The organism is Blautia sp. MSK17_66 (genome assembly GCF_020538025.1).
In the GTDB taxonomy this organism is placed as follows: Bacteria; Bacillota; Clostridia; order Lachnospirales; family Lachnospiraceae; genus Blautia_A.
Window position 1 is genome coordinate 58,937 of sequence record NZ_JAJBNQ010000014.1, and the last position, 12,960, is coordinate 71,896.

A 12,960-nucleotide genomic window follows, 5' to 3' on the forward strand; every position below is an offset into this window, starting at 1 on the left:
AGAAGGGAATGAGGTTATGGTACGGGTACTTATTGTGGAAGATCAGAAGATCATGCAGAAATATTTTGAATATATAATTTTACAAAATCCGGAGTTCAAACTGGCAGGTACGGTCAGTGATGCCCGGGAAGCAGTAAAAATCTGTAATTATTCAGTGATCGATCTGGTATTGATGGACGTGCAGACCTTTCATAATCATGATGGGTTGACAGCAGGAAAGACCATAAAGGAGGAACATCCGGGTACGAAGATACTTATTGTGACCTCGCTGATCGATCCTAAAGTACTGGAGCGGGCAAAGGCAGGATGTGCAGACAGTCTGTGGTATAAGGATCACGGAGAAGAGGAAATCAGTGATGTGATCAATAGGACACTGAAGGGGGAAAGGATTTTTCCGGATATGACGCCGGATGTGGAATTAAACTGGATCACCAGTGGAGAAATAAGTCCAAGGCAGCTGGAAATGTTGCGTCTTTATATCTGTGGGATGTCTTACTCAGAGATTGCAAAAAAAATGAACTGTTCCACCTCAGGAGTACGATGGAATTTTCAGGAGATGATCACCAGGGCAGGATACAGCTGCAAAGAGGATCTGATCGCAGCCGCACTGGAGAGCAAACTGATCGTTACTACACTGAAATAAAAAAATAAAAAAATTAAATTAGGGGGTTGTATTTTCCGGAATAGAATGTTATTATACTGGTTGTACGCGCTGAGGCGTGTATGAACTGCAGAATCAAGCCTATATTACGGAAAAGGAGGATTTCCAGTGAAAGTAAGATCATCTGTAAAGCCGATCTGCGAAAAATGCAAGATCATCAAAAGAAAAGGATCTATCAGAGTAATCTGTGAAAATCCAAAACACAAACAGCGTCAGGGTTGATTGAATCCCGAGTTTGTGAAACGTGCGGCTGCAGTTTGATACACCCGGAAGGGTTGTTCGGACTGTTTTAATATCTTATTAAAGAAGCATGTATTGCCTAATACCGAGAGGCAACAAATTTTCGGAAAGGTCGCTTTTCGCCAAAGGCGGCTGGGTGTTTTACCGAGGCACCCCAATTAGGAAACTAGAAAACAGAAAGTATTGAAGATGTACCCCATTTCACCTTGCGAAACTGCAAGTGGTACGGTTCATATAGCTTTCAAGAAGAAAATGGAGGAAACAGTACATGGCTCGTATAGCTGGTGTAGACTTACCAAGAGACAAACGTATCGAAATCGGTCTTACCTATATTTATGGTATCGGCAGAACAAGTGCAGACAAGATTCTTGCACAGGCAGGAGTAAATCCTGACATCCGTGTCAGAGATCTGACAGACGATGATGTAAAGAAAATCAGTGCTGTAATTGATGAAACAATGACAGTAGAAGGTGATCTTCGTCGTGAAATCGCTATGAATATCAAGAGACTGCAGGAAATCGGATGCTACCGTGGTATCCGTCATCGTAAAGGACTTCCGGTTCGTGGCCAGAAGACCAAAACAAATGCTAGAACACGCAAAGGTCCTAAGAGAACTGTTGCAAACAAGAAGAAATAATAAATACTTAACGAATGCAAATGTAAATGCAGCATGAGTTTAGTGTAAATATTGTTCGAAGGAACTTAATGAAGGCAAGCGTAAGCGCAGACTGAATTTAGTGAATCGAACTTCCTTACGAAACGAATTAATTGATTATATATAGGAAAGTGTAGGTTAGTTTTAAAATGGCAAAGACAACCAGAAAAGCGACTACAAAACGTCGTGTTAAGAAAAACGTTGAACACGGACAGGCACATATCCAGTCTTCCTTTAACAATACAATTGTTACTCTGACTGACAGTGAAGGAAATGCTCTTTCATGGGCAAGTGCCGGCGGTCTGGGATTTAGAGGTTCAAGAAAATCTACCCCTTATGCAGCACAGATGGCAGCAGAGACTGCAACAAAAGCTGCTCTGATTCATGGATTAAAGACTGTTGATGTTATGGTTAAAGGACCGGGATCAGGACGTGAAGCTGCAATTCGTGCACTTCAGGCTTGCGGCCTTGAAGTAACAAGTATCCGTGACGTAACACCGGTTCCGCACAACGGATGCCGTCCACCAAAACGTAGAAGAGTCTAATTTAGGAGGTAGCTTGAAATGGCAGTAAATAGAGTTCCTGTTCTGAAAAGATGCAGATCCCTTGGCCTGGATCCGATTTATTTAGGAATTGATAAAAAATCCACAAGACAGTTAAAACGTGCAAACAGAAAGATGTCTGAGTACGGTTTACAGTTAAGAGAAAAACAGAAAGCAAAATTCATCTACGGAGTTCTGGAAAAACCTTTCCACAACTACTACAACAAAGCTGACAGAATGCCGGGACAGACTGGTGAAAACCTTATGGTTATCCTGGAGAGCAGACTTGATAACGTAGTATTCCGTATGGGTCTTGCAAGAACCAGACGTGAAGCTCGTCAGATCGTTGACCACAAGCATGTACTTGTAAACGGCAAATGTGTAAACATTCCGTCTTACCTTGTAAAAGCTGGTGACACAATTGAAATCAAAGAAAAATGCAAAGGTTCTGAGAGATATAAAGGAATCCTGGAAGTAACAGGCGGAAGACTTGTTCCAGAATGGATCGATGTTAATCAGGAAACATTAAGCGGAACTGTAAAAGAACTTCCAAGAAGAGAAGCTATCGATGTTCCGGTAAACGAAATGCTTATCGTCGAGCTGTATTCTAAATAATAATTAGTGTACGATTTGTAACTGTGGGGAGTATCTTCACAGTTACAGCATTCGTTAATACCCTCAAATGTTGAATACCCAGAAGGAGGGAACCTTATAGTGTTTGATTTTAATAAACCAAAAATCGAAATTACGGAAATTTCCGAAGATAAAAAGTTTGGCAGATTCGTAGTAGAGCCTCTTGAAAGAGGATACGGTACTACACTTGGTAATTCTCTTAGAAGAATTATGCTGTCCTCCCTTCCGGGAGCAGCAGTAAGCCAGGTTAAGATTGATGGTGTTCTTCATGAATTCAGCTCAATTCCGGGCGTAAAAGAAGACGTTTCAGAAATCATTATGAATCTGAAAAGCCTTGCTATCAAAAATACCAGCACAGATAACGAACCAAAGACTGCATACATTGAGTGTGAAGGTTCCGGTGTCGTAACAGCTGCAGACATCCAGGCAGATCAGGATATCGAAATCATGAATCCGGATCAGGTTATTGCTACTCTTAACGGAGGCAAAGACTGCAGATTGGCTATGGAGATCACAATCACCCGTGGCCGTGGATATATCAGTGCTGATAAGGGTAAAACTGATGACATGCCGATCGGTGTGATTGCTGTTGATTCAATCTATACACCGGTTGACCGTGTAAACATGGTAGTAGAGAATACTCGTGTAGGTCAGGTTACCGATTTCGATAAACTTACATTAGATGTATATACTAATGGAACACTGGATCCGGATGAAGCTGTCAGCCTTGCTGCTAAGGTACTGAGTGAGCATCTGAACTTGTTCATTGATCTTTCTGAGAACGCTAAGACTGCAGAAGTCATGATCGAAAAAGAAGACAATGAGAAAGAAAAGGTTCTGGAGATGAGCATTGATGAGCTCGAACTTTCTGTTCGTTCTTACAACTGCCTGAAGAGAGCCGGAATCAACACAGTAGAAGAACTGTGCAACAGAACTTCCGATGATATGATGAAGGTTCGTAACCTTGGTCGCAAGTCATTAGAAGAAGTACTTGCTAAACTGAAAGAACTGGGCTTACAGCTTCAGCCAACTGAAGAATAAGCACTTCTTATAATTTGAGCGGGGATGCCTAAGCATTTATACAGTAAGACCGAACAAGCGTGTATAAATGTCCCGCAGATGGAGGAAAACAACATGGCAAAATATAGAAAATTAAGCAGAACTGCTGATCAGAGAAAAGCTCTGTTAAGAAACCAGGTAACAAACCTTCTTTACAACGGAAAAATCGTTACTACTGAAGCGAAAGCTAAAGAAATCCGCAAAATCGCTGAAGGACTTATTGCTATGGCAGTTCGCGAGAAAGACAACTTCGAAACAGTTACTGTAACTGCTAAAGTTGCTCGCAAAGATGCTGATGGTAAGAGAGTAAAAGAAGTTGTAGACGGAAAGAAAGTTACCGTATATGACGAAGTTCAGAAAGAGATTACAAAGGATGCTCCGTCCAGACTGCACGCTCGTCGTCAGATGGCTAAAGTATTCTACCCTGTAAAAGAAGTTCCGGCTAAAGCAGCAGGAAAGAAGAAAAACACAAAGGACATCGATATGACAAAGAAGATGTTCGAAGAAATCGCACCGAAATATGTTGGTCGTAACGGTGGTTACACAAGAATCGTTAAGATTGGACCGCGTAAAGGTGACGCAGCAATGGAAGTTCTGATCGAGTTAGTATAATTTGACAGAAATCAGAGAAGATATCCGTAACGGGATATCTTCTCTTTTTTTTCACAATTAGCAAAAAAAATGGGGGGGGGGTAAAAGTAATAGCAAAAATATGATATAATAAGATTCTAAAAGAAAAATATTTATCAGAAGGAGAACGATTGCTTTTATGGATCAACTTTCGATTGCTATTTGTGATGGAAATGAAAGAGATATGGAAATTCTTGAAACACATATAAGAAAATCATTTCCAGATGCGGAAATCACAAGCTTCACACAGGGACAGTCGTTGATTGACCAGGTGGTGGAGAATCCAAATCAGTTTCAGGTTATTTTTATGGAGACTGAATTTCCAGATGATAATGGAATCCGAATCGCCGCGGAAATCAGGAAGTTAAACAAATCAGCGGGGATTATTTTTGTAACGGGAACAGAAAAGTATTACAGAGAAGCCTTTGATGTATTTGCATTTCAGTATCTTCTGAATCCGGTCGACGTAGAGAAACTGAAGAAGATTCTTGAGTTTCTGTATATAAATGTCAGAAAATACAGTGAGTTTATTCGTAAAGAACGTGTGATATGTTTCAAATATCGCTCACAGCTTTATACGATCAAACATAATGAGGTTCAGTACATATCCAGTAGTCTTCATACCGTAACTTTTTATATGGATGATGGAAGCGAAATTCACTGCAGAGGAAAACTCAGTGATTTTGACGAACAGCTTAAAGACAGTATGTTTCTCCGTTGTCATCAGAGTTTTTTTGTAAATATCAGTAAAGTAATAGGAATGAAAACGGACGGATTTATTATGAAGGACTTTACGGTTCCGATCTCAAGAACCTATATGAAAGAAGCACAGAAGCAGTACAGGAAGTATCTGGGGAATAATGACATTGCGGAGGAAGATGGTTGCTAAATTCCTGAAATTGTCGTAAAATCAGTAGGAACGATAAAGCAAAAGCAAAAAGGAATAGATCATATGAATATTAGAAGAATACTGGCAGTCTGGGCTGCCAAGGCAGCTGGATTTGCCTGCAAGAAGATGGACCGTCAGGGGGTAACCTGGGCGGGAAAGATCGCTCTCAAGATTTATCCTCCGGTACTTAAGGAACTGGCATCAGAGGTTAAGAAAGATATTTTTGTAGTCTGCGGCACAAATGGAAAGACAACGACAAATAATATGCTCTGTGCGGCACTGGAGGCAGAAGGACAGAAGGTGATCTGTAACCATACAGGCTCCAATATGCTGAATGGTGTTGTGGCAGCATTTGTTCTTGGAGCAGGTCTGAATGGACATATTAAGGCCGATTATGCCTGTATTGAGGTAGATGAGGCATCCACAAGATATATTTTTCCTCAGATCAAACCGGATTATATGGTAATGACAAACCTTTTCCGTGATCAGCTCGACCGCTATGGAGAAATTGATATTACTATGAACATCCTGGAAGAAATGATCCGCAAGGTTCCGAAGATGAAGCTCATAGTAAATGGAGATGATGCACTGTCAGCATACCTTGCCATGGACAGTGGAAACGACAGTATTTATTATGGAATCAGCAAACCTGTCATGAAAAGCAAGACAAATGAGATCCGCGAGGGACGTTTCTGTAAGCGTTGTGGTGAGAGACTGCAGTACAGCTTTTATCATTATAGTCAGTTGGGTGACTATAAATGTCCAAAGTGTGGTTTCTGCAGACCGGTTCCGAAATACGATGCCTCTGATGTCCAGGTGGGCGATCAGCTTTCTTTCCGTGTCGAGGATAAGAAGATTATTGCGAATTATAAGGGATTTTATAATGTGTACAATATTCTCGCTGCTTATGCAGGAATCCGTACAGCTGGTTTCGGGGCAGAGCACTTCCAGAATATGCTCAAGAAATTTAATCCGGAGAATGGCCGTATGGAGCAGTTCCGTATTCAGGGAACCAGCGTTACATTGAATCTTGCGAAGAATCCGGCCGGATTTAACCAGAATATTTCTGCTGTCATGCAGGACAGCGAGCCAAAGGATGTAATCATTGCCATCAATGACAATGCTCAGGATGGAATCGATATTTCCTGGCTCTGGGATGTAGATTTTGACCGTTTCAGGGAAGAAAGCATCCGCTCGATCACAGTCAGTGGCATCCGCTGTCAGGATATGCGGCTTCGTCTGAAATATGTAGATATTCCGTCCATGCTGGAAGCAGATATTGAAAAGGCAGTCCGCAGCCGAGTGGCTGACGGAACCGGGAATCTGTATGTGCTGGTAAATTATACCGCACTGTTCAGTACCAGAAATATACTGAAGAAGCTGGAGGGAGAGCAGAAATGAAACTGACGATAGGACATTTATATCCGGATCTTCTGAATCTCTATGGGGACAGAGGAAATATCCAGTGTCTGATGAAGAGATGCCAGTGGAGAGGAATCGAAGCAGAAACCATCGCATATGAGATGGATGACAAGATTGATTTTTCCAGGCTTGATATTGTACTTCTCGGAGGTGGTTCTGACAGAGAGCAGATGCTGGTCTGTGAGAAACTGAAGGAGATCCAGAAGGACTTTAAGGAATATGTGGAAAATAACGGCGTAGTCATTGCAATCTGCGGAGGCTATCAGCTTCTGGGAAACTACTATAAGACAGACCAGGGAATGATCAAAGGACTGGAACTGGTAGATATGTATACAGAACAGGGAGAGGGACGTCTGATCAGCAATATCATTCTTCAGAGTGAACTGTTTGACATGCCGGTTGTCGGATTTGAGAATCATGGCGGAAGAACCTGCATCAATAACAACAAGCCTCTGGGAAAGGTTCTGTACGGTTCCGGAAATGACGGGAAATCCGGCTATGAAGGCGTTGTATACAAAAATGTGATCGGAACTTACCTTCACGGCCCGCTTCTTCCCAAGAATCCGCAGCTGGCAGACTGGCTGATCCTGCACGCCCTGCAGAAAAAATACGGAGAACAGACAGAACTTACTCCGCTTGATGACAGTCAGGAAAAAGAAGCTAACGATTACATCTGTCACAGATTCCTCAAATAGTACTTGCATTTAATTGTGAGTTGAAACAAAATATGGTGAGGATATAATTCAGGTATATAAGAGCGGACAAGGGGATAAAAATGGCGAAATCACGTAATCAGAAAGCAAAAATACTGGTACTGGAACATCTGCTGTGCGAGACTGGGGAAAATCGTGCAGTGACAATGCAGGAAATTCTTGATAAGCTGGCAGAATGTGGAATCAATGCGGAGCGTAAGAGCATCTATGATGATCTGGATGCCCTGAGAGGTTTTGGACTGGATGTCAAATACAAAAGAGGAAGACCGGGAGGCTATTACATTGCCGGACAGACTGCTGCCGAAAAGAATGAGACAGTACCGAAGCCGGAGTCTCGACCGGCCAGGAGAGAAGAGAAGGCAGAACCGGTTATTAAGGAAATACTGGTGAAGCGTTTTACCCTGGATGAGAATGAGATCCAGGATGTCGAGAAACCTATGAAGCTTCTCTGCAGAGAGACGATAGAGAAGGAAGTGCAGGAATATTTTGGCTCTTATGGAACTTATAAGAACAAAGAATCCGGCTATATATCTGTTACAGCGCCTCAGATTGCAGGACCACAGTTTTTTGGATGGCTCACTGCAATGGGCAGGGATATCACGATCGTCAAGCCAAAGAAAACGGCAGCGGCGTACCGGGATTATCTTAAACTTCTGGCAAAGGAATATAAAGGAATTTAACATGAAAAAAAAGACAGCATATATTTTATTAGGTGTTTTTCTGACCACTTCCATACTTGGAGGCTGTGGTTCCAAAAACAAGGCAACAGAAGCAGCAAGTGAAAGTGCACAGACTGAGAAAGAGGGAGCCGGTGAGGCGGAAGAACTGACGGTAACTCCGACACCTGAGGAGGAGAAGGATACAGAGAAGAAAGCAGACTCTTCTGAGGATGCAGAGGCATCCACACAGAGCAATGAAGCAGAGGAAGAGAGTGCTCCTGTGGAAGAGACGAGAGAAAAAATTGCGGTTCTCCTTCCGAATGAAGAAAAATGGAGCAGAGATGCAGATAAGTTCAAGAGTGAGCTGGAGGCGGACGGATATGAGCCTGTGATCGAGTATGCAGAGAATGATGTATCCAGACAGGTTTCCCAGATTCAGGATCTGACAGCAGAAGAGGTCTCTGCATTTGTTATCACACCGGTAGATCCCTATGGTCTGGGGAGTGTCCTTGAGACTGTGAAGGAGGCTGACATTCCGGTATTTTCCTACGATGATCTGATCATGAATACCAGTGCAGTCAAGTATTATGTGACGTTTGGCGGACGTCAGGTCGGTCAGATAATAGGAAAGCAGATCGTAGATGCCCAGGAACTGGATAAGGTTCGCGAGGCAAAGGAATCCAGAACCATAGAATTCTTTATGGGCTCATTGGATGACACACAGGCACTGTTTTTGTACAATGGACTGATGGAAGTACTGCAGGAGTATCTGGATGACGGAACTCTGGTATGCAGATCAGGAAAGATTTCCTTTGATGATACAGGTATCTTAAGATGGAGTAAAACCACCGCAAAGTCAAGAGCGGCAGAAATCCTGGAGGAGTTTTATCCGGATGGAGCAGCACCGGATATTATCTGTACCGGATTTGATGATGCGGCAGGAGCAGCACAGGAGGCACTTCTGGAGGCAGGAGTCGTCCTGGGAACGGATATCTGGCCGTTTATCACGGGAAATGGCTGCAAGGAAGATGCGGTCAAGAGAATTGCGATGGGTACACAGGCTTTCAGTGTGTTTATGGATTCCCGCGAGCTTGCGGCTCAGTGTGAAGAGATGGTAAATGTATATCTCCATGGAGAGGATGATCCGGAGGTAAATGACTACGAGCAGTATGATAACGGTGTGAAGATAATAGGAACCTATCTCTGTGATCCTCAGATGATAGACAGAGATAATTATGAAATCCTGATCGACAATGGTTATTATACAGAGAAGGAAGTAGAACCGGATCCGACAGAGACTCCAACACCGGAACCAGTCACACCGACGGAGGCAGCACTGACACCAACTGAGAAACCAGTGACGCCGACACCGAAGGCTGTTACGCCAACGGAGACACCGGAACCGACAGAAGCACCGGAGGAGATTTCTCCGACACCGACAGAAAAAGCAAAAAAATAATATAGTATACACAAAAACACAGCCGGAACAAATTCTGTTTCGGCTGTGTTTTTGTACATGGATATGGAAACTGCGTTGAGGATCAGTCACGGAAGGTAAGAGAATCATCGGTCATAGAATCAATGATCGCAAGAGATTCCAGACGAACGCCCATCTCACGGATCTTCTCGCCGCCATGCTGGAAGCCTTTCTCGATCACGATTCCGGCACCCTCAAGAGTTGCACCGGATTCTTTGACAATATCAAGCAGACCAAGCAGTGCACATCCGTTGGCAAGGAAATCGTCGATCAGGAGAACGTGATCTTCCGGTCCAAGGAATTTCTTGGATAAGATAACATCGTAAACCTTCTTGTGAGTAAAAGATTCTACCTTGGAACAGTACATCTCTCCATCGAGATTCAGGCTCTGTGCCTTCTTGGCAAAGACTACAGGTACATGAAAATACTGTGCCACGATACATGCGATTCCGATACCGGATGCCTCGATTGTAAGAATTTTGGTGATCGGACAGTCTGCAAAACGTCTTTTGAATTCTTTTCCAATCTCATTGATAAGGTCAATATCCATCTGATGATTCAGAAAGCTGTCTACTTTCAGAATATTTCCTGGTTTTACAATTCCGTCTTTCAGTATACGGTCTTTTAAAAGCTGCATGTTTTATCTCCTTTAACTAAATTCTCGTTTATGTAAAATTATATTTATGATACTCTATTCTTGGAAGAAGTTCAATTCTTTTCGACAAATTTTTATAAAGAAATAAAAAGTTTGTTTAATGTTTACAGATAATATTCCGCGAGATGTTTCGCTATGAATGTGGAAGGCGGTATTCTCTTATGAAAGAAAAGCCGGAGATTGTGTGGAAGGCAGATTTGCAAAAAAACAGAAGGTCTGGTACAATAAAAACAATGTAAATGCAGGAAAGTATCGCAAAATGAATACAGGGAGGTTGCTCTTATGGAACAGAAATATACAGTAGATGCAAGAGGCGAACAGTGTCCGATCCCGGTTGTCAGGACCAAGAAGGTTCTGGATGGCATTCTGGGAGATGCTGAGATCACAGTTTTGGTGGATAATGAGACCGCAGTGCAGAATCTCACCAGAATGGGGAAACATGCAGGGGCAGAAGTACTTTCAGAGAAAAAATCCGACAATGAATTTCAGGTTGTCATTCGTGTAAAAGATCGGAAACCAACTGAAGGAGGAGAAGAAACCGCAGAATGTATCCCGGATGTCAAGGGTGACTTTGTGATCGCGGTAGATACCGCAATCATGGGAAGAGGAAATGATGAACTGGGAAAAGTCCTGATGAAGGGATTTATTTTTGCAGTGACTCAGCTTGAAAAGCTTCCAAAGACCATTCTTTTTTATAATGGCGGTGCAACTCTGACGACAGAGGGTTCAGATTCTCTTGACGATATAAAGAGTCTGGAAGCACAGGGCGTGGAGATCAAAACCTGTGGAACCTGTCTGAACTATTATGGACTGACAGATAAGCTTAAGGTCGGAGAAGTTACAAATATGTATGATATCGTAGAAACTCTTGCAAAAGCGTCCAAAGTAGTGAAACCATGATCAGAAAGATTCCGAGATATCTTCTGACTTTTTACAGCACAAGCGGTGCTATGGCAGTAGAGAAATACTGTAAACAGAATGGGATTGCAGGAAGACTGCTTCCCGTACCAAGAGAAATTTCTGCAAGCTGCGGCCTTGCATGGGCTGTGCCGCTGGAACAGAAAGGAGAACTGGCGGCAGTAGAAGCAGAATTTGCAGATGAGATTGAGGGAAAATGGAGTCTGGAATTATGAAAGAATACGAGGTGATCTGGGAGATTTTTAATAAATGTCCCAGAAATCAGATGCGTGATGTATTTGTAGAGGAAGTAGAAATCAAAGACCCGGAGGAATATATCAGAAAGAAGTTTCAGGGAAAGGATGTCTCCTATGACAAGACGGTTCTCGCCGATGGGACCATTGTCTTTGATATCACAACATCACAGATAAAACAGAGATGTTCCTTTACAGAGATTTAGCGGCTGTGTTATAATGTGATTTTGGGATTATATTTACACCTGAGAGGAGCAGACATGAGTGAAACAAAGGAAACCCATGTGCATGTACTGGAAGATGGGACTGTAGTCGAACATTCCCATGGAGAACATGGTCATCATCACAGCCATGCACAGACAAAATCGGTTTTGAATAGGCTTTCCAGAGCAATCGGTCATCTGGAATCTATCAAGAGAATGGTCGAGAGCGGAAGGGACTGTTCCGAGGTATTGATTCAGCTTTCAGCAGTCAAATCAGCTATCAATAATACAGGTAAAATCATCCTTCAGGATCATATTGAACACTGTATTGTGGATGCGGTAGAGCACGGTGACAAGGATGCCATTAAGGAACTGGAACGTGCGATTGACCGTTTTATGAAATAGCGATAACTGGAAAATACAGGCCGTGCAGCCCGGTAGACAGGCTCCATGACCGGAAAATAAAGGAGTATACAAAATGGCAAAAGAATGCAACAACAGCTCATGTGATAAGTCAAGCTGTGAAGGATGTGCAAGCAAGGGCAAGAGCAATCCACAGGATTTCCTTGTACCGGCAAATATTTTTTCTGATGTAAAACACGTGATCGGTGTTGTCAGCGGTAAGGGCGGCGTTGGTAAGTCTTTCGTTACAGGATCTCTTGCAAACGCGATGGCAGCAAAGGGTTACAAGGTAGGTATCCTGGATGCGGATATCACAGGACCATCCATTCCGAAGATGTATGGACTTACCGGTGCAGCTCAGGCAGATGACAATGGAATCTATCCGATGGAAACTGCAAATGGCATCAAGGTTATGTCCATCAACCTCCTGCTTCCGACAGAGGACACTCCGGTTATCTGGAGAGGACCTGTTCTTGCAAACATGGTCAAACAGTTCTGGACAGATGTAGTATGGGACAAGATCGACTATCTCTTTGTAGATATGCCGCCAGGAACAGGCGATGTACCGCTTACCGTATTCCAGTCTCTTCCGATCGACGGAATCGTAATTGTAAGCTCACCGCAGGATCTGGTCAAGATGATTGTGAAGAAGGCATACAACATGGCCGGAATGATGAAGATCCCGGTACTTGGAATCGTAGAGAATTACAGTTATGTAAAATGCCCGGACTGCGGCAAAGAACTCAAGATTTTTGGTGAGAGTCATATCGATGAGATCGCTGCTGAGCTGAATATTCCGGTTGTAGGCAAGATGCCGATCGACATGGAATATGCATCCAAGGCAGATTCTGGAGAATTTGCCCAGATCAATAATGAGTATATCGAAAAGGCAATCGAAGTAATGCCGAAATAAGGTTACAATGAGCTCCCCGACAGTCACAGAAGAGAACTTCTTTGGTGACCATCGGG

At 43.0% G+C, this 12,960-nt stretch carries 18 protein-coding genes; 17 read left to right on the top strand and 1 reads right to left on the bottom strand.

The features are described from left to right. Positions 1-16 precede the first annotated feature (16 nt). The 12 genes from LIR34_RS09015 to LIR34_RS09070 all read left to right on the top strand — a co-directional run bounded on the left by LIR34_RS09015 (position 17) and on the right by LIR34_RS09070 (position 9,562). Positions 17-643: a response regulator transcription factor gene (locus LIR34_RS09015; protein WP_173902559.1), complete on the top strand. Its 627-nt coding sequence runs from the start codon at positions 17-19 to the stop codon at positions 641-643. A 126-nt stretch (positions 644-769) separates the two neighbouring features. Continuing rightward, positions 770-883, top strand: coding sequence for a 50S ribosomal protein L36 (rpmJ, locus tag LIR34_RS09020; protein ID WP_003497809.1), 114 nt, complete (start codon positions 770-772; stop codon positions 881-883). A gap of 286 nt (positions 884-1,169) precedes the next feature. Beyond that, positions 1,170-1,538 (top strand): 30S ribosomal protein S13, encoded by a 369-nt coding sequence (gene rpsM / locus LIR34_RS09025; RefSeq protein WP_022214197.1) that lies wholly within the window; start codon positions 1,170-1,172, stop codon positions 1,536-1,538. A gap of 167 nt (positions 1,539-1,705) precedes the next feature. Next, positions 1,706-2,101, top strand: a complete 396-nt coding sequence (gene rpsK, locus LIR34_RS09030; protein WP_005428565.1) for a 30S ribosomal protein S11 — start codon at positions 1,706-1,708, stop codon at positions 2,099-2,101. 18 nt (positions 2,102-2,119) lie between these two features. Further along, positions 2,120-2,713, top strand: a complete 594-nt coding sequence (gene rpsD, locus LIR34_RS09035) for a 30S ribosomal protein S4 (protein WP_161283933.1) — start codon at positions 2,120-2,122, stop codon at positions 2,711-2,713. A 99-nt stretch (positions 2,714-2,812) separates the two neighbouring features. Next, the gene (locus LIR34_RS09040; RefSeq protein ID WP_161283934.1) at positions 2,813-3,772 is read left to right on the top strand and encodes a DNA-directed RNA polymerase subunit alpha; all 960 of its coding nucleotides are present in this window, start codon (positions 2,813-2,815) and stop codon (positions 3,770-3,772) included. Positions 3,773-3,865: 93 nt separating this feature from the next. After that, positions 3,866-4,402: a bL17 family ribosomal protein gene (locus LIR34_RS09045; RefSeq protein WP_161283935.1), complete on the top strand. Its 537-nt coding sequence runs from the start codon at positions 3,866-3,868 to the stop codon at positions 4,400-4,402. Positions 4,403-4,559: 157 nt separating this feature from the next. Continuing rightward, the gene (locus tag LIR34_RS09050; protein ID WP_173902560.1) at positions 4,560-5,309 is read left to right on the top strand and encodes a LytR/AlgR family response regulator transcription factor; all 750 of its coding nucleotides are present in this window, start codon (positions 4,560-4,562) and stop codon (positions 5,307-5,309) included. 63 nt (positions 5,310-5,372) lie between these two features. Continuing rightward, positions 5,373-6,710 (top strand): MurT ligase domain-containing protein, encoded by a 1,338-nt coding sequence (locus tag LIR34_RS09055; protein WP_173902561.1) that lies wholly within the window; start codon positions 5,373-5,375, stop codon positions 6,708-6,710. Beyond that, the gene (locus LIR34_RS09060; RefSeq protein ID WP_173902562.1) at positions 6,707-7,426 is read left to right on the top strand and encodes a type 1 glutamine amidotransferase; all 720 of its coding nucleotides are present in this window, start codon (positions 6,707-6,709) and stop codon (positions 7,424-7,426) included. The genes LIR34_RS09055 and LIR34_RS09060 overlap by 4 nt, the downstream gene beginning before the upstream one ends. 80 nt (positions 7,427-7,506) lie before the next feature. Further along, positions 7,507-8,124 (top strand): hypothetical protein, encoded by a 618-nt coding sequence (locus LIR34_RS09065; RefSeq protein WP_173902563.1) that lies wholly within the window; start codon positions 7,507-7,509, stop codon positions 8,122-8,124. Between the two features lies 1 nt (position 8,125). Continuing rightward, on the top strand, positions 8,126-9,562 hold the full coding sequence (locus LIR34_RS09070; protein WP_173902564.1) for a substrate-binding domain-containing protein: 1,437 nt from the start codon (positions 8,126-8,128) through the stop codon (positions 9,560-9,562). Between the two features lie 82 nt (positions 9,563-9,644). Here LIR34_RS09070 and LIR34_RS09075 read toward each other — a convergent pair whose 3' ends face one another. Further along, positions 9,645-10,217 (bottom strand): xanthine phosphoribosyltransferase, encoded by a 573-nt coding sequence (locus LIR34_RS09075; protein WP_161283941.1) that lies wholly within the window; start codon positions 10,215-10,217, stop codon positions 9,645-9,647. A 300-nt stretch (positions 10,218-10,517) separates the two neighbouring features. On the opposite strand from LIR34_RS09075, the gene yedF reads away from it, so the two are divergent. The 5 genes from yedF to LIR34_RS09100 all read left to right on the top strand — a co-directional run bounded on the left by yedF (position 10,518) and on the right by LIR34_RS09100 (position 12,904). Continuing rightward, positions 10,518-11,135, top strand: a complete 618-nt coding sequence (gene yedF / locus LIR34_RS09080) for a sulfurtransferase-like selenium metabolism protein YedF (RefSeq protein WP_173902565.1) — start codon at positions 10,518-10,520, stop codon at positions 11,133-11,135. After that, a complete protein-coding gene (locus tag LIR34_RS09085) occupies positions 11,132-11,368 on the top strand; it encodes a DUF3343 domain-containing protein (RefSeq protein ID WP_161283943.1) in 237 nt (78 codons plus the stop codon). Before yedF ends, LIR34_RS09085 begins: the two co-directional genes overlap by 4 nt. Beyond that, on the top strand, positions 11,365-11,592 hold the full coding sequence (locus tag LIR34_RS09090; RefSeq protein WP_161283944.1) for a hypothetical protein: 228 nt from the start codon (positions 11,365-11,367) through the stop codon (positions 11,590-11,592). Before LIR34_RS09085 ends, LIR34_RS09090 begins: the two co-directional genes overlap by 4 nt. A gap of 54 nt (positions 11,593-11,646) precedes the next feature. Further along, a complete protein-coding gene (locus LIR34_RS09095) occupies positions 11,647-11,994 on the top strand; it encodes a metal-sensing transcriptional repressor (RefSeq protein ID WP_161283945.1) in 348 nt (115 codons plus the stop codon). 73 nt (positions 11,995-12,067) lie between these two features. Continuing rightward, a complete protein-coding gene (locus tag LIR34_RS09100; protein WP_161283946.1) occupies positions 12,068-12,904 on the top strand; it encodes an Mrp/NBP35 family ATP-binding protein in 837 nt (278 codons plus the stop codon). Positions 12,905-12,960 lie beyond the last annotated feature (56 nt).

Excerpts from the sequence above, each read along its gene's own strand:
- LIR34_RS09015 (WP_173902559.1), top strand. The coding sequence starts at position 17 with ATGGTACGGGTACTTATTGTGGAAGATCAGAAGATCATGCAGAAATAT.
- rpsM (WP_022214197.1), top strand. The coding sequence starts at position 1,170 with ATGGCTCGTATAGCTGGTGTAGACTTACCAAGAGACAAACGTATCGAA.
- rpsK (WP_005428565.1), top strand. The coding sequence starts at position 1,706 with ATGGCAAAGACAACCAGAAAAGCGACTACAAAACGTCGTGTTAAGAAA.
- rpsD (WP_161283933.1), top strand. The coding sequence starts at position 2,120 with ATGGCAGTAAATAGAGTTCCTGTTCTGAAAAGATGCAGATCCCTTGGC.
- LIR34_RS09045 (WP_161283935.1), top strand. The coding sequence starts at position 3,866 with ATGGCAAAATATAGAAAATTAAGCAGAACTGCTGATCAGAGAAAAGCT.
- LIR34_RS09050 (WP_173902560.1), top strand. The coding sequence starts at position 4,560 with ATGGATCAACTTTCGATTGCTATTTGTGATGGAAATGAAAGAGATATG.
- LIR34_RS09055 (WP_173902561.1), top strand. The coding sequence starts at position 5,373 with ATGAATATTAGAAGAATACTGGCAGTCTGGGCTGCCAAGGCAGCTGGA.
- LIR34_RS09060 (WP_173902562.1), top strand. The coding sequence starts at position 6,707 with ATGAAACTGACGATAGGACATTTATATCCGGATCTTCTGAATCTCTAT.
- LIR34_RS09065 (WP_173902563.1), top strand. The coding sequence starts at position 7,507 with ATGGCGAAATCACGTAATCAGAAAGCAAAAATACTGGTACTGGAACAT.
- LIR34_RS09070 (WP_173902564.1), top strand. The coding sequence starts at position 8,126 with ATGAAAAAAAAGACAGCATATATTTTATTAGGTGTTTTTCTGACCACT.
- LIR34_RS09075 (WP_161283941.1), bottom strand. The coding sequence starts at position 10,217 with ATGCAGCTTTTAAAAGACCGTATACTGAAAGACGGAATTGTAAAACCA.
- yedF (WP_173902565.1), top strand. The coding sequence starts at position 10,518 with ATGGAACAGAAATATACAGTAGATGCAAGAGGCGAACAGTGTCCGATC.
- LIR34_RS09085 (WP_161283943.1), top strand. The coding sequence starts at position 11,132 with ATGATCAGAAAGATTCCGAGATATCTTCTGACTTTTTACAGCACAAGC.
- LIR34_RS09090 (WP_161283944.1), top strand. The coding sequence starts at position 11,365 with ATGAAAGAATACGAGGTGATCTGGGAGATTTTTAATAAATGTCCCAGA.
- LIR34_RS09095 (WP_161283945.1), top strand. The coding sequence starts at position 11,647 with ATGAGTGAAACAAAGGAAACCCATGTGCATGTACTGGAAGATGGGACT.
- LIR34_RS09100 (WP_161283946.1), top strand. The coding sequence starts at position 12,068 with ATGGCAAAAGAATGCAACAACAGCTCATGTGATAAGTCAAGCTGTGAA.